The sequence below is a fragment of the Nostoc sp. NMS2 genome (assembly GCF_017115105.1).
Classification (GTDB): domain Bacteria; phylum Cyanobacteriota; class Cyanobacteriia; order Cyanobacteriales; family Nostocaceae; genus Nostoc.
In genome coordinates this window covers 148,119-171,132 of sequence record NZ_JABXKH010000042.1, presented here as the reverse complement: position 1 = coordinate 171,132, position 23,014 = coordinate 148,119, and the positions used below count along the sequence as shown (strand labels likewise).

Below are 23,014 nucleotides of genomic sequence, written 5' to 3'. Positions count from 1 at the left end.
CTTGTCTCCCCCCTCTTCCTTGTCTCCCTTGTCTCTTTTCTATACCCTATTTGGCCAATACTTCGGCTTACCTCGACTTCGCCCTTCGGCTACGCTCAGGACAGGCTCGGCACAAGTCGCTCAGTACAAGTGCCCAATGCCCCATTCCCCATTCCCCCTGCCTCTTCGTTGGAACTCAGCCATTCCTGCCAATCAGAGTTGCAATTGCCTTGACTAACTCATCTGGTTCAACGGGTTTAGACAGATGCCTTTGAAATCCTGATGCGATCGCTTGTTGCTGGTTGATTTCTCCCGCATAAGCAGTTAAAGCGATCGCGGGAATCTGTTTAGCTTGCTTTGGCTGTAATGCTCTAACTTGGCGGATCAGCATATAGCCATCTGTCTCTGGCATTCCAATATCACTGAGCAAAATATCTGGTTCTGACTCTGCTAATGCTTGCAGTGCTTCTTTTGCTGATGCCACAGCAATTACCCTTGCCCCAGCCTGTTCTAGCACAAATGTATGAAACTCACGGGTATCATCGTCATCGTCCACCACTAAGATTTGAATGCCTGTAAGGATTTCAGCTGTAGAAGAGGCATTTAAAGGATCAATGTTTATCTGTTGTTTTGGGGTTAACTCTTTTTTAATCAAGGGGAGCCTAACTCTAAAAATAGCTCCTTGTCCTTCCCCTAAACTTTCTGCCCAAATCGTGCCACCATGTAATTCTATCAAATGACGGACAATTGCTAACCCTAACCCCAGACCACCAAACCTTCGAGTTGTCGTGCCATCCGCCTGACGAAAATATTCAAATACATGAGGGAGAAATTCCGGGCTGATCCCTTTACCTGTGTCGCTGACGGTAATTTGAGCTTGAGAATCAATGCGTTCGAGTTGAATATTAATTTTTCCTTCTTCAGGAGTGAATTTGACGGCATTCGATAACAGATTCCAGATTACTTGTTGTAAGCGATCAAAATCACCCAAAACTTGCCCCAAAGAAGCATCCAGTATTGTCTGAATTTGAATATCTTTAGCTTCTGCTGCCAAACGGACTGTCTCCAATCCCGCCTCAATCACCAGTATTAGGTTGACGGGAAACATCTTCAGGTTGAGCTTGCCTTGTAAGATCCGAGAGACATCGAGCAAATCTTCAATTAGTTGAGCTTGTAATTTAGCATTCCGCTCGATGGTTGCGATCGCTTTTTTGATCTCTGCTGGTTGAAATTCACGGGTTTGTAAAAGTCTTGCCCAACCAAGAATGGGATTGAGAGGCGATCGCAATTCATGGGAAAGCACCGCCAAAAACTCATCTTTAATCCGGTTAGCTGTTTCGGCTTCAGTTCTAGCAGCTTGCTCAAGTTCCAGGAGGCGATCGCGTTCGGCTTCTGCTGTCTTCCGTTCTGTAATATCAATTACTGAGCCAATGTAACCTTTAAATTGACCATCCACCCCAAACCAAGGATTAGCAGCATCGATTGTCCAGCGATACTCGCCGTCTTTGCGCCGTAAGCGGTATTCCATACGGAAAGCCTCACACAGCTTGCTAGCTTCCAGGAAAATATTCCTAACGTCATCGTAATCTTCGGGATGTACGGCGTTCAACCAGCCAAATCCCAGACCCGTTTCTTCGCTTTGATCGGTAAAGTCATACCAGCTTTTGCTCAGATAGGTGCAGTAGCTACTGGTATCTGTTACCCAAACCATGAACGGAGCATTATCAGCCATGTTGCGGAACCGTTCTTCGCTTTCACGAAGTGCTTTCTCTGCCTGTTTGCGATCGCTGATCTCTGTAACAAAGACGCTTACTCCTTCACCAAAGGGGTAAACGCGATTCTCAAACCAGCGTTGCCAAGGGGGATAAAAGTATTCAAACTGAACAACCGTCTGTTGTGCCATCGCCCAATGAACCTGGGTATAAAACTCGCTTTTGGCCACATCTGGAAACACTTCCCAAATGATCCGATCTAGCAACTCTTCCTTTTGGATGCCCACAACTTCTGCGACGCGATCGTTGACAAAGGTATAACGCCACTCCCGATCCAACACAAAAAATTGGTCTTGGATGCCAGCAAGGACAGTCTCTAGGTGTGCTTTTGCCACCTCAGCTTCAATTCGTAGACCTTGCTCTCGTTGCATTCCCTCTTCGCGGAGACGAGCCATTTTTAGGGCTGCCTCTACCCGCGCCAACAATTCCCGAGCCGAGAACGGTTTAATTAAGTAATCATCGGCTCCCGCTTCTAAACCTTCCACCCGTGCCTCTTCCCCCGCCCGCGCCGACAGCAGAATGATGGGAACTTTTTTCGTTTGCGGATCGGTTCGTAATTCTTGCAGCAGTCCAAAGCCATCTAATCCAGGCATCATTACGTCCGTCAGTACCAAATCTGGGACACGCCCACGAGCAGCATCCAAAGCAGCTAAACCGTCCGCCACTGATTCCACCTCATACTGCTGACTTAACAGTCGCTTGACATAATCGCGCATATCTGCATTATCGTCAGCCAGAAGAATTCGGGCAGAGGTGCGGAGGGGCAGGGGGGCAGGGGAGGCAGAGGGGGTAGGGGAAGAATTTATATATGTGTAGTCTTCTTGAATTATTTCTTCTCCCCCTGCTTCTCTTCTCCCCCTGCTCTCTTCTTCCGGCAGCCAACGCAGAGCTTCTTCTAGATAGGGTATTGCACCTAATGCAGTTGAAGCTAAGGTTCGAGGGGCGCTAATCCGGTCTAGAGGCAAATGAGCATATCCCGTTGGAATTGATACAGTAAAGCAACTACCTGCTCTTAAAACACTTGTCGCCATGACTGTTCCGCCATGCATTTGCACCAATTCTTGCACCAGTGATAATCCAATTCCTGACCCTTCAAAAGTTCGTCCTTGCGCCCCTTTGACGCGGTGGAATCGTTCAAAAAGATGGGGGATTTCTTCGGCTGGGATACCGATTCCTGTATCTTTAACTACAAACTCAATATGTTCGTTTGCCCACTGCAAGCTTACCGCGATTTTTCCAGCCATCGTGAACTTGAAGGCATTCGAGAGCAGGTTAAGAACAATCTTTTCCCACATTTCCCGATCTACATACACTGGTGCTGGAAGGGAAGGACAATTGACTGATAATTCCATCCCTGCGCGTTCTACTGCTGAACGAAATACACTCGCTAGTTCTGCTGTGAAAGTAGCTAGATCGGTTGGTTCATAAGAAGCTTGAACCCGTCCGGCTTCGATGCGCGAGAAATCTAGCAGGCTGTTGACCAGTTTTAGCAGCCGGAGTCCATTCCGTTGCACCATTTCTAACTGCTCTCGTTCGTTGGCTGGAAGCAGAGTGGCACAATTAGCTAAGGTTTCCTCTAATGGCCCCAACATCAGGGTCAGAGGGGTACGAAACTCGTGGCTGACGTTGCTGAAAAAAACAGTTTTAGCGCGATCAATTTCTGCCAAGGCTTCGGCGCGTTTGCGTTCTTCCTCGTAAGCTTGGGCGTTGGCGATGCTGGCTGCAATTTGAGCCGCAACTAAATCGATGAATCTTCTGTAATTATCGTCGAATAGCCTGAAGGGATTCAACCCAGCAATTAATATACCAGCTTTTCCTGTCTGACCGGATGGTGCAATTGGCACTGCGATCGCTTGATGGGGCGATCGCTCCCAAACACCACAGGGTAAGCTACTAAAAGACACTTCCAAATTAGAAATCAGTTTTGCCTGATGCGTTCTGATAACTTCCGCAAAGGGCCAAACTGAATCAGAATCCAGATTGACTGTTTCAGGAGCGGCTACATGATTCTGCCCGATGCCGCACGTTCCAGCCAGAAAAACTTCCTGCTGATCTGGATCAACCAGATAAATCATTGCGAAAGGGAGGTCGTAGGGGTTGCTCTCCAGACAATTTGCACTCAGTGTACAGGCTTCATCGAATGTTCGCGCATCTGCTGTCTTCGCCGCTAGGTCGCGCAAAAGTGCTAACTGACGCTCACCAATTATGCGCTGAGTGTCATCTGTATTTGCACAGATGATCCCACCTGTTTCACCCTGGTCATTAGGAACTGGGCTATATGAAAAAGTATAATAGGTTTCCTCCGGGTAGCCGTTGCGCTCCATAATTAGCAGCAGCCCTTCGTCGTAAGTGCCCTCGTTATTCAATATTGCTGATTCAGCGCGAGGCCGAACCTGATCCCATATTTCCCGCCACACGCAGGAAGCTGGCTGCCCAAGTGCTTCTGGATGTTTGCCGCCAATAATAGCCTTGTAAGCGTCATTATAAAGGTTTATCAGTTCTTCGCCCCACCAAACAAACATAGGTTGGCGGCAAGTCAGCATAATTCGCACGGCAGTTTTTAAACTCTGCGGCCACTGCTGTGTTGGGCCAAGGGAGGTTTTTGACCAGTCACATTCTCGCATCCTAGCACCCATTTCACCCCCGCAGATAAGGAAATTTGCGTCGGCGTTGCTTGCTGACGTTGACTCGTTCTTCATTAATTCCTCTCGGTTGGTCATGCGTCGGTTACAGGCTACATCGGTGGTCGTCTTTTCGTCAACATATCATCTACATTAGACTTTGATGCTCCTAAAGAGTCATTTTAGAGGATATTCAAAGACATATACAATTGAAGAAGAATTCAGCTATTCTGAATGGGCTAAACCCCCGCTACCGCTAACAGGAGCGGAGCCGGAGACGCTCCGCCTCCGGTCAGAATAAATCAGTCGGGGATTCAGACCCGCGACTATCTTGAAGACCACCAAATCGTAGATTTGGTGGTCTTCAACCCGGTTATTCATCCGCCAGTCATACAGAATTCATTCTGAACGCGAAGAGCGTGCCGGAGGCATTATTCTGTTAGCGATAGCGGGGCGTTTAGCCCGTCCTGACTCCTGAATTCTGTTCGATAATTTTCAACTGTTTTATTTTTTGTAAATCAAAAAAACTGAACCAATTGGCCCAAGATTTTCTACATAAGTCTTCTGGTTATAATGCAATCCTGGAGACATCCCTCCATCAAATAAAATCCCTTCTTGAATATTACCTAAACAGTTATTACTAGCAATGCCTTGTAGGACATTATCAAACATATTTGGCAATAACTCTTGATTAAGTTGAGATAATTCAATCTCTGAATGAGCTTTCAAATCATTAACTAATAGTATTACATAACCTTGATTAGTGATAGCTGCCAGAGAACGATTAGTCGCATTTTTACAAGCAAATTCTCCCAAATCTTGACAAATATCTTTAAACTTACCCTGACGATAGAATCTGCCATTACCGCCCACTAAATTATAATTGAGAATATCGTTCTCTCTTCTACCGGCTTGGATAGTAGCCTGCCTTTGGTTGGGTGTACCTCCTGATATCCCAAAGGAAGAACGCTTGTTTTTAAATGCTCCTGAATACTCTACACCACGAGAGACATTTAAGCCTTGTGGTTTATTATCAGTACCTATGTAGTCGGCATTAATTGCGGCAATGGGTAGCTGTCCGTTTAATTTGGCATTCTCATCGCTGATGAGTTCATGAAACTGTTTTGGAATGTATTCTTTACGCAGTTTACCTTTGGCATCTTTGGCGTAGAGTTTATGAGATAGACCAACATTAACTTTAAAATCTAATTTTGCTGATTTTGGATTAAAAATAATCACATTATTAATACCTTTGGAATTTTTTTTACCTTGATTATTGGTTTTAAAAAAATCGATACTGAATTTAGGATCTTTGCCAGGGCAAGTTTTAGATGCTTTGGGGACTGAATTTGCTTCAATCTGTTGACAACCTGATAACAAGCTTGCACCAATTATCGAGATAAATAATAAAAATAATTTTTTTGTTGACATATAATACAAAAAACCGCTACAGAATTACTATAGCGGGGAATAATTTAAAATGTAAGGATTCAGAAGTCAGGAGCGGAGCCGGAGACGCTCCGCCTCCGGTCAGAATCCAGAATGATTAGAAAATCAAGGGTGCTATAGCTTCTTAATTTTGTTCAAATTATTAAGCTTGGGTTTCAAAGTCTTCTTAATTCTGACTTCTGGATTCTGGATTCTGAATTCTTGCTTTAAAGTTTCAGTCTGAAATTAATCTGATAACCACAGCTTAAGAGAACCATTCTAAAACAGCTTCTTCTTTGGTGTTAGTATTCCGAGATGGTGTCTCACGATTAAATTTCATCTGAATTGACCGGGTTTGCTCACCATCCGCAGCTACAGCCAAAATTGGATAGTCAATTAAACCATCTTGGAAGGACATTTGAAAGCGGAATGTCCCATCTGGATTTAGCTGAATTGGACGGCCGCCAATGGTTACGGTAGCGTCGGGTTCAGTTGCACCGTAAACTATCAATTCTGCATCGGCGATTAACCAGAACTTTCGCGGACGCACTGGGACGGCGGAAGCGGAGAAGCCAACACCTGACATTCCTGCACCGGAAGCGGTTAAGCCTGAGACGGTGGGAACTGCCCACATACCTACACCAGATGGGAAAATGTAGGAACTAAGGGCTTGTTCTGGACGCGCTGAACCTGGTACTTGATGCTGAGAACCGAAGATAGAACCAGCAACCCGTAGTGCTTCGGCAGATTCGGCTAAACCAAAGATTTGGTCGTAGATAGGATTGCCGTTGGTATTCACAGCATTACCATTGGCGGTAGTAGCTGCAATCTTTTTGGCGGGGGGAACTAGTTCGTACTGAGTCTTAGCGCGCAAATCTTCTTCAAAGTTGACAGTGATGAAGACATCTTCAATCCAGTCTGAAGGATAGACGGGGGGAATATGTACTTTAGTAGAACGAGCTAGTACTAACCAGCGACCATCAGCAGCACGATAGCCGATATCTATCACATAATCGCGATCGCTAACTGGAACTGGTAAATACCATTCTCTAGCTAGTTCATCAGCAGGATATTCTTGAATGCTGTGGGGACTTTGGTATTCGATATTGATGTCGGTGACATCATAAATCCGTAGTGCGAGTTGTTGTCCCCCTTGGCGGCGCAGTTCCTCTTTATGTTCATTGGGGATATCCCAGTAAGTATAAGCCCACTGTGGATCGCGCGGTAAGAGGACAATCCGGCTGTCACCATAGCCAGAAGGCAAATCTGCGAGTCCTTCATCAACATCAGCTAGAGATCCACCTGTACGATCTTCCTGACCTAATTCAAACTTAGCAGCTTCCACGGTTTCCTGTGCCTCCAATGAACGAGATGGACTGAGCAAAGTTTTGCTTCGCTGGACTTCTAAAATTGATGCCAGCAATTGTGATTTACGCATTCGGCTATAGCGAGAGATGCTATATTCGCTAGCAACTCTTCGTAGTTGCCGTAAGGTCATCTCTTCTAGTGGCGGGCGTTCTTTTGCCATTAATTTGGCCTCCAGTAGTGTAAGCGGTAAATGATTTCCCCTGGTTAAAGAATGCTATGTAAAAGCTCATCCACATCCAGATGAATTTCTTATTACTGACTCCTGGTGTTGCCCAGTTTTAAGTTTTTTAATCTGTTTTTAAATTGAGGTAACTTCTAACTAATTCCTGGTTATGCCAAAGTTAGCATTTCTTTGGGATCGAAGAAGTTCTGTTTGTTAAGTCAATATTAACCACTAAGCATATCTAGGGATCAAGTGGTTTCTATAGCTTTTTTACGTATATTACGAATTTATAAGCTTTTCTGGGATCTTATTGTCATGAAACTATGACATTTTGAGCTAGCATCGTATTGCCGCTAGTGGCAATGTCAAGTTTTCATGATATTTGGCTGTGAGTTAGCTAAAAACTGCAATTTACAAGGAAGGGGGCAGGGGGGCATTAAGAAGAGACAAGGGAGAGGGGGGAGACTTGTCCTTTCAAGGGTAGGTATTTAAAAATCAAGCAGTGGAGAAGGTAATTTGAGAGACAACGATGGAAGACACTATTTTGAAAATTGCGTCGTGCAACATGAGTTTGTGGTAGCTTATCTAAACTAGTAATGGACAAATTAGCATCAACAGCACCTCCAACACTAACCTGTCATAAAGTAGCGACTCCCTCATCCCCAATTCAATCATGTGGACTCAAATCGACACCCATATTACCCAAGTGACTGGCGAAAAATTTCAGAGTCAGCAACGGCGATCGGTTGGTGGCGGATGTATCAACCAAGGTTATGCTGTTTCTAATGGTGAGATTATCTACTTTGTCAAGCTGAACCTTGCATCCCAAATTGCCATGTTTGAGGCTGAGGCATTGGGTTTAAAGGAAATGCTAGCAACAGCTAGTATTCGCATCCCCAAACCTATTTGCTGGGGTGTAGCTGATAATTCTAGCTACATGGTGCTGGAATGGTTAGAACTTGGTAATGGCAACAGCAATTCGTGGGAAGAGATGGGGCGCAAGTTGGCGACGATGCATCAAGCTAGCAGTAGTCAAGGTTTTGGTTGGAAAATTAACAATACCATTGGTTCAACGCTCCAAATCAATACTTGGACAGCAGACTGGACAGAATTTTATCTTAAACATCGCCTGGGTTATCAATTTCAGTTAGCAAGGCGACGGGGAGGAAATTTCCCCCAGGAAGAAAAATTACTAGCAGCTATCCCTGAACTATTGGCGCACCAGGTGCAACCTTCTTTAGTGCATGGCGATTTATGGGGTGGAAATGCTGGATGTACCAACTCAGGAGAACCCGTGATTTTTGATCCGGCAACTTATTTTGGCGATCGCGAAGTTGATATTGCCATGACAGAATTATTTAGTGGGTTCCCCGCAGCTTTTTACAAAGGTTATAACGAAGTTTTTCCTTTAGATGCAGGCTATGAGCAGAGAAAAACACTCTATAACCTTTATCACATTTTGAATCACTTCAATTTATTCGGGGGCGGTTATGCTTCCCAAGCGAACCGGATGATTGAGCAGATTCTGCGCTAACTACAGCATTTCATTAACTCGTAGCGGATTTCATTTGGCAATACTGTGCATTGTGAATGCGTTGCCTTGCATTGTGAATGCGTTAACTTGCATTGTGAATGCATCGGCTTGCATTGTGAATGCGTCGGCTTGCATTGTGAATGCGTCGGCTTGCATTGTGAATGCATACTCTTGAAAAAAACAGGAAGGTGATTATTGCTTGTAGACTGATGCTACCTTAAAGCCACCATTTGATTTACCATCACCACCAAGACCAACATCCCTAAAATCGTCATTAATCCCGCCGGCATAAACTTACGTGTTTTAGCTAGTCGAACTGCAAAAACTACCACTAAAACAGCAGTAACTAACACTGCTAAAATTGAACCCCAGGTTTGTCCTTGGAGTTGAAAGTAAGCGGCAAGTATTAGCAATAAACCGCTAATGCCACCACTTAACAGTGAAACCCTACTTCTAGCTTGAATATAGCCAATAATGCCACCAGCGATCGCTAATATGCCGTAGGCGAAAGCAGCAATTATACTTAAATTCATTGTTAAAACATCTGTAGATTTTGACTTTACTGCCAAGGTCAGCAGACAATTTACCATAGCTAAATAGCTACATCACACAGTTGATAAGAGGCAAGGGAAAAGCTACAAACCCATTGTGGGCAAAAGCTCCCTGCTCCCCTGCTCCCTGCTCCCCTGCTCCCTGCTCCTTGCTCCCCTGCTTTTTCACTGATGGATAATCAAGCGATGCCAATAACAAGTACTTCTTCATATACAAAAGTCCAATATCTCCAGCGTCAAGCAGCCTCACTTTTACTGTACCAGTCTGTTCTCCAAGGCGAAGTGGGGATGGCATTTCTGGAACTGTTGCAAGCTATACGTTACACCGATTCCGATGCACGGGGTTGTCTCCAAGCCTACGGTAGTTACTTCCACGCTTTGGCTGCTAAAAATCAAACCTGGGAAGACTATTTAATTACTCAACTTCTCTTCTCTAAGAATCCTTTTACAAAACTGGCCCAAGTGAAAGAATTTAAAGAATTGCCCCCAGCTTTATTAGCAGCAGTACAGCATGATTTACAAATATTGCAAAGTCTTTATGAATGTAGCAGCGCCTCTTTGAGTGAGTGGATACAAAGCGTAGCTCACATGCCGATTTCGCCAGTAGTGTGGTATAAAGAGCAAGAATTGGTAGGAGTAGAGACAAAGTTCGCTACATATCTACAAGAATTAGATAATTGGGGTGATGCTGTAGAAGAGTTAGCGGCTTATTATCGGCAATGTGGCTCTGGTTTATTTGCAGAATATCGCGCTTTACGTTGGCAAGCTGGGCAGTTTATCGGTATCCCATATTCTGATCCGGTTAAGCTGAGTGCGCTTGTAGGTTACGAGTCTCAAAGAGATGCTTTGCTAAAAAATACAGAGTTTTTATTATCAGGAGAGATGGCACTCCATGTATTACTTTACGGTAGTCGCGGTTCTGGCAAATCTTCTTTAGTGAAATCTTTGTTAAATGAATATAGTAATCGCAGCCTCCGCTTGTTAGAAGTAACAAAATCTGATTTAAAAGACTTACCAGAAATTGTGGAACATTTACGAGGAGTGTCACAAAAATTTATTATCTTTGTTGACGATCTTTCCTTTGAAGAAGATGATGATGCCTTTAAAGCGCTCAAGGTAGTTTTAGAAGGTAATTTAACCGCGCGGCCGCAAAATGTAGTTGTGTATGCGACTTCCAATCGCCGCCACCTGATACGGGAATTTTTTGTGGATAGACCTACTCCCAAGGATAATGAGGAAATCCATGCTTGGGATACGATGCAGGAGAAACTTTCGTTTAGCGATCGCTTCGGTTTAACCTTGACCTTTGAACCAGCCGATCAAAAAACTTATTTGAAGATTGTACAACATCTAACGGCACAAGCTGAAATTAATATTACCCAAGAAGAGTTGGAGTTTCAAGCATTACAGTGGGCAACTCGCCACAACGGACGTTCTGGACGCACAGCAAGACAATTTGTTGATTTTTTAAAAGCAGATTTAAGACTTTTTCATGCAAATAACAATACATCCAATACTTCTGATTAAAATTAATTTATTGATGATTACACTTTCTTATTAGTTAGATAACAATATTATGCACCCGTAACTAAAACTATATATTTCAGAACTACTATGATACAAAACCTTAGAAAAATGTCTTACTTAACCAAACAGAACAACCTGTGTATTCTAATTACGAATTACGAACTTGTACTGAGCGAAGTCGAAGTATTACGAATTACGAATTAGTATGAGAGTTACTTATTTTGATAATTTCACTACGCTAAAAACGAGCAATATGCAATCAGTAACGATCAGCAATCGATTTATACTAGGAATAGTTGCCTTTAGTGTGAGTTTTGGTCTTAGTCTCGTCCCCAGCTGGGATTTCAATAAAGCTTTTCTCACAGGTTTAATTACTGCCGCTACTATCTATGCAGCAGCATTATTCGTAGATAAGCGGCGGAGAAATTATGAAATGTTTGTTTTAGGTTCTCTCCGCAAACGAATTAAAGAAATGGAGGAATTGAAAGCTCGTGTTGTCAGAGAAATAAATCAAATCGAACAACATCATAATTTATTATATGCAGAATCACAACAACTGCAAAATCAAGTCACAGAAAGTCGTAACCAAAGGGATAGTTTACATCGGGAATTAAGAACATTCGCAGGACAAAAAAAACAGCTAGAAACTGAAATAAATACTCTGCAAACTGAAATTAATAACTTGCAGAAAAATCAAACAGAATTGAACAATGCTTTTTCTATACTCACAGCAGAGAAGCGTCGTCTAGAGTCGAATTGTAATGTATCCCGTGCTGAAATCACCCAATTGCAAAGCCAAATTTCCGAACTCCAGCAAGAGAAACAAGAAGTTGAAAGTAATTTAACTCTTTTAGGCAGACTCAAACCCCAATTAGAAGAAAAACTATACGAACTACGAATTGCAATTCAAGAGTTAGAAGTTGAGACAACCCAAAAAAATCAGTTATTGGTAGCGACAAAAACCGAAAGAGAAAATATCCAAATCATCCTGCATTCTTCACAAACCCAACTAGCAGAACACAAAGCCGAATTACAGCAGTTGCAAGGGCAAATTTCATTATTGCAAGAAGAACGAGATTCATTGCAAAATCAAGTATGGGAATTACTCCAACAACTAGAAACATTTAATCAAGAACCTTTAGTTGATAATTCCCAAGAAGATGATACTGAATTGTTTCCCTTTTCTGAAATAATGGAAACTACAGCAGTCATAGACAATTCGGAAATTGATACATCAGAGAATATACCTGAAGAATGGACTAATTTTTTAGAAAAGCTCCCAGAATACGAACTACAAGTATTAAAAGCTATAGTTGAACAAGATAATCCCAAAGCTGCTATAAAAAAAATTGCCGAAGCAAACATCACTATGCCGAATCTTTTAATCGATTCTATAAATGAACGGGCAAATGATACTATTGGAGAATTAATAATTAACTCAGATTCGGCAATTCCAGAAGTTTACCATGAGCATATTACCCATGTCAAAAAAATGATTGCAATGCATGAAAGTCTCATGGCTAGACATACATCGTCAAACTAAAATATTATTGCCGTCGTAAGATTAGTAGTAAGGTAAATGTGTACCTTACCTATTTACTGCGTGCTTATGCGTTTAGAATAAAGTGAAGTGTAATACATGGCAAAACTCAAAATCTCGAAAAAAATCTCCACTGCTTTAATTAATTCCCTTGGTGCGGGGGTAGTACCAAGATTGGGAGTTGAATATATCGCAGTAGGTCGAGAAAAAGAACTAAAAAGCCTATTACAAAATCTTGATGATATTGCCGAAGGTGTAGCAGCGTTTCGCTTTATAATTGGTAACTACGGTTCCGGGAAAAGTTTTTTACTGCAACTAATTCGTAACCGCGCTATGGAGCAAGGTTTTGTAGTAGCGGATGCTGATTTATCCCCTGAACGCCGATTAGCTGGAAGCAACAATGAAGGTGTAGCCACCTATCGAGAATTGATGAGCCACCTAGCTACAAAAACTCGTCCTGATGGTGGTGCTTTAGTCTCGATTTTAGAAGGATGGATTAATAAAATTCAACAAGAAGTAGTTAAAGAAACTGAAATGCGTCCCAATGACGATGGTTTTGATGACAAAGTTGAATCAAAAATTAGAGAAGTAGTTCAGTATATTGAAGACTTAGTTCACGGTTTTGATTTTGGTAGCGTGATTATTGCTTATTGGCGTGGCTACCGATTGGATGATGATGATTTAAAAAATGCGGCGATGCGCTGGTTGCGTGGAGAATTTACTACTAAAGTTGAGGCTAAGGCTGCTTTAGGAGTGCGCGTCATTATTGATGATGATAGCTGGTATGACTATATAAAACTATTTGCGAAATTTGTCGCTGAAATTGGTTATAAAGGACTTTTAATTATATTTGATGAAGCCGTACATTTATATCAAATATCTACTACAGTCACGCGAGAAAAGAATTATAATCGACTCCTGACCATGTTTAACGATACCATGCAGTGCAAAGCAGAACATCTTGGCATTGTTGTTGGTGGAACAACCAAATTTTTAGAAGACCCCAAACGGGGACTTTTTGCAGACCAAGCTTGGCAAAGACGCACAAAAGAAAGCCGTTTTGTTGCCCAAGCTAATGTTCAAGAACATTCTGGGCCAGTGATTCGGCTAAATCCGTTGAGTGAAGGAGAAATATTGACGCTTTTGCAACGTTTAGCTGAGATTCATGCACTCAATTTTGGGTATGAACAGACTTTGACAAATCGTGAGTTGAAGGAGTTTGTACAAGAAATTATTAATCGCTTGGGTGCAGAAGCATTAATGACACCAGGGGAAATTGTGCGAGATTTTATGAGTGTGCTGAATATTCTTCACCAAAATCCAGGAATTGCGTTTGCTGAATTAATTCATGGCTCTAAATTTAAACCTACTGCTATGGGTAAAGATGCAAATGTGGATGAGGATGGCGCAGCAGAATTTAGTTTGTGATTAATGATAAAGACACTCAACTTTATCGCTTTTATAGCTTTCCTGCTTGCTTCTAACCTACTGGAAGATTATAGGACTAGCCCTTTCAAGGTGACTAGTAACATCTCTTTCCTTCTCTCTGCGTTCTCTGTGCCTCTGCGGTTTAAAAGTAATTTATTTAACCACAGAGACGCAGGGAACACAGAGAAAATATGAATTATTGTCCAAAAATTTCACCACATTGAAAGTGCTAGTCCTAAATTACTTATGTGCTGAAATAGGACAAAATTAAAGCGTCAATTAACAAACAATGTTGTATCAACTAGCGCGTCGAGTCGTACTTTCTCCTTGACATTACGGATGTAGCAGATAGCTTAAGTCTGTTTCCTACTTCAGAATTTCTTTACCCCGCGTTATCATCTGAAAAAGATAAAACTTTTGTGAGCGTGGGGAGGTTTTCTCGCTTAGGGAGTTCCGACAACTAAATCATCCCGTAAAATAGACAGGTGAAAACCCTGCCTCATGTAAAATACGGGAAAATTTTTAGAAATTCCTCAAGACTCAGGATTCGCTATTTATCTGCTCACTCAGGACTCAGGACTCTTTATGTTAGCAGGCACAATTTTGCAAGATGGAAAATATACCCTAATTCAAGAAATAGGGCGGGGTGGCTTTGGTATTACATTTAAAGCTACCCATCGCTACTTGGGCCAGGAGGTGGTGATGAAAACCATCAATGAACGGCTGCGACAACATCCTGATTTTGCGAAGTTTGAGCGCCAATTCCAAGATGAAGCCAGACGATTAGCTACGTGTATTCATCCAAATATAGTCCGAGTCAGTGACTTTTTTGTGGAAGCTGGACTGCCTTACATGGTGATGGAATACATTCGTGGTGAAACCTTGGGAGATGCATTTGTATTACCAGGAATAAGTTTGCCTGAAGCCACAGCAATTCATTACATCCGGCAAATTGGAGCAGCTTTACAGGTAGTACATAACAATGGTTTGCTGCACCGAGATGTCAAACCAGATAATATTATTCTTCGTCAAGGAACACAAGAAGTAGTACTAATTGATTTTGGCATTGCCAGGGAATTTAATGGCAGTGTCAGACAGACTCACACTGGTCTAGTTTCTGAAGGCTATTCTCCAATTGAGCAGTATTTGACGCAAGCGCCGCGCACACCCGCCACAGATGTTTATGGTTTAGCCGCAACTTTGTATGCACTGTTGACAGCACAAGTTCCTATACCAGCATTATTGCGCGATCGCGAACAAATGTCTTCCCCCCGCGAACTGCAACCACACTTGAGTGCTGCTGTCAACCAGGCAGTAATGCGCGGGATGGCGGTGGAGTCTCGTTTTCGTCCAGCGACAGTTGCCGAGTGGTTACAACTGCTACCTGGAAATGAGGGTATGACACCGCAAGCCTTAGCAACTTATGCAGTCCCAACTGTCAATTTATCTGCCCAACAATCTGCAACTTTACTTGGGAAAACTGCCCAAAATCGTCTTCATAAGCCATCTGTGTTGGCACAGCCCAACCCAGGCATCGCTAAAGAAAATCTACTAGCAAAAAAACCGGGTTCATCTCAAATACTCATTGGTATAGGTGTAGCCTTGGTTGCTGCTACAGCAGGTTTTGGCATCACTAGCATTTTACCCAAATCTCAGCCGCAGCCAACCACAAAGCCGCTTTTTGAACAGCCTACTCAACAACCAGCCGCGAAAGTACCTAGCTTAGAAAATGGTGAAAAAACTAACACCACCTCAAGAACAGAATCAGCACCTCTTTCTAATTCCAAGCAGCGCCGACGGAATCGCCGTTCTTCCCCCGAAGAAACTCCTAGCAGCTCTCGAGGAGAATCACAACGGGGCGATTTGAAGAAATCTGCACCTGCACCTAGCGTTTCCTCCACACCCTCGCTAGTGGAAAAACTCCGAGCTATCCGGTCATCTCGTAGTGCTTCCCCCGCACCATTGCCACAAAATAACTCACCCGCTTCTAATCAGAATTCTGCTTCCCCTGAATCGGTAATTCCGTCAAATTCTGTGGTTATACCAGCAGCACCACCGCCACAATCCAAACAGTCAGATCCTTCTGCTGTAGTAGTACCAACACTGGAAAAGCAAAATCCACCGAGTGATAATCTACCACAGAGCGATCGCAAATTGCCGGAAAAGCTACAAGATGACAATAATTAGTAAATTTTAGATTTTTTCTTCAATCCAAAATTCATCTCAACGTTTATTTCCTCTTCTGTACAACAACTTCCCCCTTCTTATTAATCTTCACCGGATTTTTGGGAAAAGCTTGATTATTCAAATCACGCATAAGTCTCACAGTCTGAAAATACCGATCAATTTGAGGAATTCCTTGCCTATCCATTCGCACAGGGATAATTTTACTTGATACCAAATCTCCCAGAGAGTTGAGTTTAACTTCTAAAATCATAGAGTCACCTGTCTGGGCATTTGTAGATAAAGTCCGATATCCTAGAAAGTTTCCTAAAGAATAGGCAATAATTTTTCCCTTATAAATTTCCATCGCTCTCGGAACATGAGGCCCATGTCCTAATACTAAATCTGCACCCGCATCAATCATTTTTCGAGCAAACTGGATTGAATTACCTCGGTTTTCTCCATAAAAAAACTCTGTCTGATTCTTAATATGTAGTGCCCCCGTTCCTTCGGCTCCAGCGTGCATCGATACTACTACAATCTTTGCTTTATTTTTAGCTTCTGCTACAAGTGCTTGGGCTGCTCCTAAATCATGGATGGAATTATACATTTCATAAGGAGAAAAACCTACCATTGCCACAGGGATATTGTTAGCTTTCAAATAGAGAATTTGATTTTTATGACCTAATGTTGCAATGCCCACAGCCTCAAGATTTTTCTTTGTATCTTTGAACCCTACCGGGCCAAAATCCATTGCATGGTTATTCGCCATATTAAACACATTAAAACCAGCCTCAGCAAATAGCCGAGCATATCCAGGCGGAGAGCGAAAAGCAAAGACTTGTCCCCTACTAGTATCTTTGGTAGTGTAAGGATAATTAGTTAAGCTACTTTCAAAGTTACCAAATAAAATATCTGATCCTTGCAAGTGGGATCTCACTGACTTTGGTAATAATTGATCTCGAAACCGGGGTAATCTATAGTTAGGAAAATTAGTGCCGGGAATAATATCTCCAACGGCTTTGATCGTAATAATATCTGAAGAAGTTTGCAGTTTTTGTTTTAATGCCGCAGGTTCAGGAATAGCAAACGGTAATGATACAGGTTCAGTGGGTGTAGTAGCAGCGTTTAATTGCTGTGATTGCCCAAGCCGAATAAAGACTCCTATACTAATACCCATATATAAACAGATACTAATAAAACTAAATGAAAGCCCTCTCCCCAGGCTGAGATTTGCCATCGTTCACTCCTCACACGATGGCATTAGTTTATCCCAAAAATCTGTGCTATCGCTGTATATTTTAGTATTTCTTGGGCAATATTTTACTCAGTAGTCACGGAAATATAAGCTCGTTTCACTTGCAAATAATTATACGTGCCAGTTATCAAGCCAAACACCATCTGTTTGTCCAGTTTTTTAGGAATATTTTTAAACGGAGAGGGGGGGATTCGAACCCCCGTTGGGTTTCCCCAAAACGCATTTCGAGTGCGTCACCATGAACCGCTCGGACACCTCTCCAGATATTTATTCACACACTTGAGTATCTATTCTATATTCAAATGCCGTGAATTTAGGGAAATTTTATTCTATTTCCTATAGTACTACAACATTACCGCTTTATCTGCGTAGTCGCAGGATAGTTACGCTTCATCAAAAACAACCAGCGTAACTAACTAGCTGCAACAACAGCACCGTCATTTACTAATTTGCCATCTTCCATGTAGACTATGCGATCGGCAATATCTAGAATGCGGTTGTCATGAGTCACCAAGAGAATGGTACAGTCTTGTTCTTTAGCTAGTTTTTGCATGAGGTTGACCACATCTCGTCCTGATTTACTATCAAGGGCGGCGGTGGGTTCATCTGCTAAGACAATTTTAGGACGACCGACCAACGCACGAGCGATCGCAACTCTTTGTTTTTGCCCACCAGATAAGTCATCAGGATAATAATTGAGGCGCTCTCCTAATCCTACCTCCTCTAACATTTGGGCTGACCGAGTTTTCATTTCTGCTGGCGAAATATTATTATGCACCTCCAAACCCATTCTGACGTTCTGGAGTGCTGTTAGGCTACCATGCAAGTTGTGCGCTTGGAAAATATAACCGTTACTACGTCGCGCTTGGGTAAGTTGGGCTTTGTTCGCGCCACACAGTTCTTGTTCTAATATCTGCAAACTGCCAGATTGGGCAGAACGCAAGCCGCCGACTAAGGTGAGAAGTGTAGTTTTTCCAGAACCAGAAGGCCCAGTCATAATAATAATTTCACCAGCGCTAATATCCAGGTTGACATCAAAGAGAACTTGCTTACGAAGTTGACCATGACCGAAGTAGTGGTCAAGATTTTTAACAGAGATTACGGGTTGACTAATCATAAATAGCTTGATTACTAATGATGGTTGTCATTTGCAAATGACCAATGACAAATGACCAATGACAATTTCTAAAACATATCTGCGGGATCGGCGGACTGTAATTTACGAGTTGCGATCGCACCAGAAATTATACACATAATCATAGTTAGCGTTAATACTGTCAAAGCCCGTGCTACGGTCATGTAAAGTGGTAAATTAGTAGCATTACGAGTTAAATGATAAAGTCCTAAAGGTGCGATCGCTCCTGGGATAAAGCCCAAGATTGCCAAAATTATCGCCTCTTCAAGCACCACACCTAATAAGTAGAGATTGTTATACCCCATTGCTTTGAAAGTAGCGTATTCTTTGATATGAGAATTCACATCTGTAGAAAGAACTTGATAGACGATAATCACGCCCACCATAAACCCCATTGCTACACCCAGGCTGAAGATAAATCCGATCGCAGTATTTGTTTTCCAGTAATTTATTTCAAATTCGATAAATTCTGCTTGGGTTAAAACTTTGACATCATCATCTAAATGAGATTCTAAAGCTGCTTTCATCTGTTTTGGGTCATAGCCTGGTTGCAGTTGCACCAAACCAAGACTGACACTGCTGGCTTCTCGTCTAGGAAATAGTCGCAGAAAGTTCTGGTCGCTGGTGATCAAAGTACCATCTGCTATGAAGGAAGCCCCGACTGAAAATAAGCCGCTAATGGTAATTGTTCGCCGTTCTATTTCGGTTGTGACAGTTTTACCTTGGTCAATTTTAGCGATCGCTTCGTTATAATCTCCTCTAGAAGCGCGATCGAACAAAACGGTATCTGGTAGCTTCACAGCATCTAGCTGGCGATTGACATCCGCTAAGTAAAACACTTGGCGATCGGGATTGAACCCCATAACTAATATTGTCGTCTTCTGATGTGTTTGAGGATTTTTCCAATCAACAATGTTGACATACATTCCTTCTGCCGACTTTACACCTGGTACATCCATTGCTTGATACAGCCGCCGCCGCGTAAAGCTAGACATATTTGCTAGGTTACGTGCTTGGGGGCTGATGACAAACATATCAGCCTGCATACTGCGATGCAGGATTGTGTTACTTTCAAACAAAGCAGTCTGAAACCCTAGCTGCATAAACATCAGAACATCGGCAAAGGCAATGCCTGACAATGCCACCAAAAGACGACCTTTTTCATGACTCAGTTGCAGCCATCCTAAAGGTGTTCGCCGCCGCATTTGTTCGATTAATTTCATAATAGGGAGTGGGGAGATGGTGGAGATGAGGGAGATGAGGGAGATGAGGGAGATGAAGAGGGGCAGGGGGAAGGGTGCAGAGGAGAAAGATGTAATTTTGTATTCTCTCCCTTGCCCCCCGCTCCCCTGCTCCCCTGCTTCTTCTCCATGCCCAATTCCCAATTCCCTTTAAAGTTCAATTACCGCCTTGACTTGCAAATTAGTTAAGCTAGAAGCATTTTGACTAGATAGTTTATTCAGTTGCACATGGACTTCCACTACTCTGGCATCAATATTGCTAGAGGGATCAGCGTTGATCAGATTTTGCCGCTTTACCTGCATACCAATCCAATCCACTCTTCCCTCTAATTCATTGCGTAAGGAATCACTGCTTACCCGCACCTCCTGTCCCGGACGCACTCTCTTAATATCACTTTGGTAGACTTCTACTACTGCATACATCTGGTCGGTTTGACCTAAAGCCACAATTCCTTCATCGCCAACAGTTTCTCCGGCTCGTGTATTAATCTCCAAAATTCGACCGGCTTTAGGAGCCACAACATAAGCTTGCGCCAGTTCTGCTTTAATTTTCTCTACGGTGGCTTGAGCGCTTTCTATCTCTGCTTGTGCATTTGCTATATCTGTTGGACGGACTTCAGCAGTTTGATTCAGGTTGGCTTTTGCTTCGTTAATCTGCTGTTGCAAGCTGGCGAGTGTTTGCTCCTGGTTAGCTTTTGCTTCGTTAAGTTGCTGTTGTAGGGTAGCCACAGTTCTTGTCTGAGTGGCTTGGCTTTCAATTAACGCTTGAGTGGAAGTTTCTGCACTTAAACGTCTGCTATCAACTTCCTGACTAGAAATTGCTCCTGCTTTATATAAAGTCTCGTAGCGCTGCACCTCAGCTTGGGCATTACGTTTCTCGGCTGCGACGCGAGCCACTGTTGCTTGCAAGCTGCGTTGTTGCCCAAGGAGTTCTGCTTGTATACGATTAATTGTGGCTTGCTGAGTTTTTATATTTCCTTCTAGTTCTACTTGCAGACGATTTACGCCAGCTTGACGAGCTCCAAGTTCTCCCTGTTTAGCTCCAGCTTTTACCTGGTTAAGGCGGGATTTGGCAACTTTAACTTGTTTTTGTGCTTCACCCAAAGTCGCTTGGAGCCGATCGCGACTATCCATAATTGCAATTACCTGTCCAGCTTTAATGCTATCTCCTTCTTTCACCAATAGTTGCTCTACTCGATTTCCTTCTGTAGAAGAAGGCGCTGATAGTTTTATTACCTCTCCCTTTGGTTCCAACCGCCCTAATGCTGTGACTGTTTTTACCACAGGCTGAACTGCTACTGGTGTTTTTTGTTTCTCATTAGCTGTAGCCTGAAACTTCATCACAGCATAAACAATGCTTCCACCTATTGCTAGAGATGCAAGTATTGTAAGTAGAAGTGGCGATCGCAAAAAATTCTGAGAAGACCTTAAACCCTCTGAATTCCTGTTTTGCTCCATACTATTTTCCCCTTACCACCAGTAGCAACCTGTACTAAACTGTCCAGTTCAATTTATGCTAAACTAAACGGACTAGTTTAGTCAAGATGATACAACTAAACTTGTCAATCAATTTGCAAAGGCATTGTGCAGAGGAATAGCATTCCCCTTCCCCCTTCCCCCTGCACCCTCCAAAAAAGGGTATATTTATTTTCGCCATTTTGTACTAGTACAGTACGGCGGAAATAAACAGACCATTTGAAATGTCTAAAATCCTTACGCAACGGTAATTACGAATTACGAATTACGAATTACGAATTACGCGAAGCGGTACTAGGGCATTTTGCAGCATCTATTAATATTGTTTATAAGAAAGGATGATTAATAAATGGTACGCATCAAAACTGGCGAAGCGGATCGAGACAATTCTGTTGATAAAGTGGAGCAAATTCTGCAAGGGGCAATGCAAGAATTCCTGCAACATGGCTATGCTGGTACAAGCATGGATCGGGTAGCGGTAGCAGCAGGTGTTTCTAAAGCGACAGTCTACAGCCACTTTCAAGATAAAGAAGGACTTTTTAAAGTACTGTTAGAGGAACTGACAAGCAAAAAGAACAGCTCCATTTTTGGCACAGAACCGATTGAGGGAGAACCAGCCGCCATACTGCGCCAAATAGCAACCAAAGCATTAGAGCAGATGATTAACGACCAAGAACATAGTGCATTTATGCGGGTAGTAATCGGTGAATCTGGGCGTTTTCCTGAGTTAGCTCAAATTTGTGTTCGGGTGATGATTAAGCCAGTAGCGGAAACTCTCACTCACTACTTGGCGGCTCCTGAATTAAAGATACCTGACCCAGAGGCAACAGCGAGAATTCTCTTAGGAGCATTAGTGCATTTTCATATTACTCAAAATGTAATGCATGGACAGGACATTATACCAATGGAAAGCGATCGCCTGATTGATGCGTTGACACACCTAATCACTAAATGCGCCGATTGATTGGCTATGTCCCATTCTTAGCTGATGGAGTGCTGTTGCCTATCCTCTGGCTTTTTTGGTTTTTGAGCTTTGAGTTAAAATCCCACGGCTTGAACTGAAAACAAGCAATAGCAATGTTTTCATGGCCGTGGGAGTTTCAAAAGCTGGCACCAAAACATCCTCCAGCGATCGCAAAATTAACTAGGCAGGAATGACTTGAACAATTAATGAGCGTTTATCCAGTGACTGGATTTTACCTACTTGACTGAGGTCTTTTGCAATTCTGTCTAGCAGTTCTCCCGCTTGGTCACGATATTGATGTTCTCGGCCTCGTAAACGAATGGCAAACTTCACCGAATCGCCTTTACTCAACCAACCAACTGCTTTTTCAATACGTAAATTGTAATCAGCCACACCCACGTTTAATCCAAACCGAACTTCTTTTACCGTCGGTCTAGCACTCTGGCTTTGACGTTTTTTCTTTTGATACTGAAGCTTGCCATAATTCAGGATTTTGGCGATTGGGGCCTCTTTGCCTTGAGAGACTACAACCAAGTCAAGCTCCAAGCTCTCGGCTAACTGTAGCGCCTCATTGGTGTCGATCAGACCACGATTGTTGTTCTCATGGTCAATCAAGAAGACATGAGGTGACTTGATTTGTGAATTAATCAGTTGCTTTTGGATTGCGATAACGAATTTCTCCTAATTGTTCAACACTTTACATTCCAAGTAATGCTAATTTAACACAACACTGAATCAGAGCAACTTTAACCACACAATAGACTACAATCTGTTAGAATGTGGGACTGCGGCACTCGCTCTTCAGTCTTTGCGTTACTGCCCATTCAGCCCTTCAAGACTTTTTTATCCGTCCGCCTAAGACTGAC

General features: G+C 42.7%; 15 protein-coding genes and 1 tRNA gene. 6 read left to right on the top strand and 10 right to left on the bottom strand.

Annotated features, from left to right (window positions below; translation table 11 throughout):
- Positions 1-175: 175 nt before the first annotated feature.
- From HWQ36_RS06275 to HWQ36_RS06265, 3 genes are all read right to left on the bottom strand, one after another.
- Positions 176-4,450 (bottom strand): ATP-binding protein, encoded by a 4,275-nt coding sequence (locus HWQ36_RS06275; protein ID WP_292699376.1) that lies wholly within the window; start codon positions 4,448-4,450, stop codon positions 176-178.
- A gap of 426 nt (positions 4,451-4,876) precedes the next feature.
- Entirely contained in the window at positions 4,877-5,803 is a 927-nt protein-coding gene (locus HWQ36_RS06270) for a phosphodiester glycosidase family protein (RefSeq protein WP_292699206.1), read from the bottom strand.
- Between the two features lie 262 nt (positions 5,804-6,065).
- Complete coding sequence (locus HWQ36_RS06265; RefSeq protein ID WP_292699203.1) at positions 6,066-7,328, bottom strand: DUF4912 domain-containing protein; 1,263 nt, start codon at positions 7,326-7,328, stop codon at positions 6,066-6,068.
- Between the two features lie 676 nt (positions 7,329-8,004).
- Here HWQ36_RS06265 and HWQ36_RS06260 point away from each other — a divergent pair.
- On the top strand, positions 8,005-8,865 hold the full coding sequence (locus HWQ36_RS06260; protein ID WP_292699200.1) for a fructosamine kinase family protein: 861 nt from the start codon (positions 8,005-8,007) through the stop codon (positions 8,863-8,865).
- Between the two features lie 212 nt (positions 8,866-9,077).
- On the opposite strand, the gene HWQ36_RS06255 is transcribed toward HWQ36_RS06260, so the two are convergent.
- Entirely contained in the window at positions 9,078-9,398 is a 321-nt protein-coding gene (locus HWQ36_RS06255) for a TMEM14 family protein (protein WP_292699374.1), read from the bottom strand.
- Between the two features lie 189 nt (positions 9,399-9,587).
- On the opposite strand from HWQ36_RS06255, the gene HWQ36_RS06250 reads away from it, so the two are divergent.
- The 4 genes from HWQ36_RS06250 to HWQ36_RS06235 all read left to right on the top strand — a co-directional run bounded on the left by HWQ36_RS06250 (position 9,588) and on the right by HWQ36_RS06235 (position 16,098).
- A complete protein-coding gene (locus HWQ36_RS06250) occupies positions 9,588-10,943 on the top strand; it encodes an ATP-binding protein (protein ID WP_292699197.1) in 1,356 nt (451 codons plus the stop codon).
- A gap of 253 nt (positions 10,944-11,196) precedes the next feature.
- Entirely contained in the window at positions 11,197-12,486 is a 1,290-nt protein-coding gene (locus HWQ36_RS06245; RefSeq protein ID WP_292699195.1) for a tellurite resistance TerB C-terminal domain-containing protein, read from the top strand.
- A gap of 96 nt (positions 12,487-12,582) precedes the next feature.
- Positions 12,583-13,911, top strand: coding sequence for an ATP-binding protein (locus HWQ36_RS06240; protein WP_292699192.1), 1,329 nt, complete (start codon positions 12,583-12,585; stop codon positions 13,909-13,911).
- A gap of 585 nt (positions 13,912-14,496) precedes the next feature.
- Positions 14,497-16,098 carry a protein kinase gene (locus HWQ36_RS06235; RefSeq protein WP_292699189.1) on the top strand — a complete coding sequence of 534 codons (1,602 nt, stop codon included), beginning with the start codon at positions 14,497-14,499 and terminating at the stop codon, positions 16,096-16,098.
- Positions 16,099-16,141: 43 nt separating this feature from the next.
- Here HWQ36_RS06235 and HWQ36_RS06230 read toward each other — a convergent pair whose 3' ends face one another.
- From HWQ36_RS06230 to HWQ36_RS06210, 5 genes are all read right to left on the bottom strand, one after another.
- Positions 16,142-17,314, bottom strand: coding sequence for a CapA family protein (locus HWQ36_RS06230; protein WP_292699186.1), 1,173 nt, complete (start codon positions 17,312-17,314; stop codon positions 16,142-16,144).
- A gap of 194 nt (positions 17,315-17,508) precedes the next feature.
- Positions 17,509-17,593: transfer RNA gene (locus HWQ36_RS06225), tRNA-Ser, on the bottom strand.
- 151 nt (positions 17,594-17,744) lie between these two features.
- Positions 17,745-18,449, bottom strand: coding sequence for a DevA family ABC transporter ATP-binding protein (locus HWQ36_RS06220; RefSeq protein WP_292699183.1), 705 nt, complete (start codon positions 18,447-18,449; stop codon positions 17,745-17,747).
- Positions 18,450-18,517: 68 nt separating this feature from the next.
- A complete protein-coding gene (devC, locus tag HWQ36_RS06215) occupies positions 18,518-19,693 on the bottom strand; it encodes an ABC transporter permease DevC (RefSeq protein WP_292699372.1) in 1,176 nt (391 codons plus the stop codon).
- Positions 19,694-19,858: 165 nt separating this feature from the next.
- Positions 19,859-21,166: an HlyD family efflux transporter periplasmic adaptor subunit gene (locus tag HWQ36_RS06210; protein ID WP_292699180.1), complete on the bottom strand. Its 1,308-nt coding sequence runs from the start codon at positions 21,164-21,166 to the stop codon at positions 19,859-19,861.
- 367 nt (positions 21,167-21,533) lie between these two features.
- Here HWQ36_RS06210 and HWQ36_RS06205 point away from each other — a divergent pair, with 367 nt between their 5' ends.
- A complete protein-coding gene (locus tag HWQ36_RS06205) occupies positions 21,534-22,148 on the top strand; it encodes a TetR/AcrR family transcriptional regulator (RefSeq protein ID WP_292699177.1) in 615 nt (204 codons plus the stop codon).
- 180 nt (positions 22,149-22,328) lie between these two features.
- On the opposite strand, the gene infC is transcribed toward HWQ36_RS06205, so the two are convergent.
- On the bottom strand, positions 22,329-22,796 hold the full coding sequence (gene infC / locus HWQ36_RS06200) for a translation initiation factor IF-3 (protein ID WP_292699369.1): 468 nt from the start codon (positions 22,794-22,796) through the stop codon (positions 22,329-22,331).
- Positions 22,797-23,014: the final 218 nt, after the last annotated feature.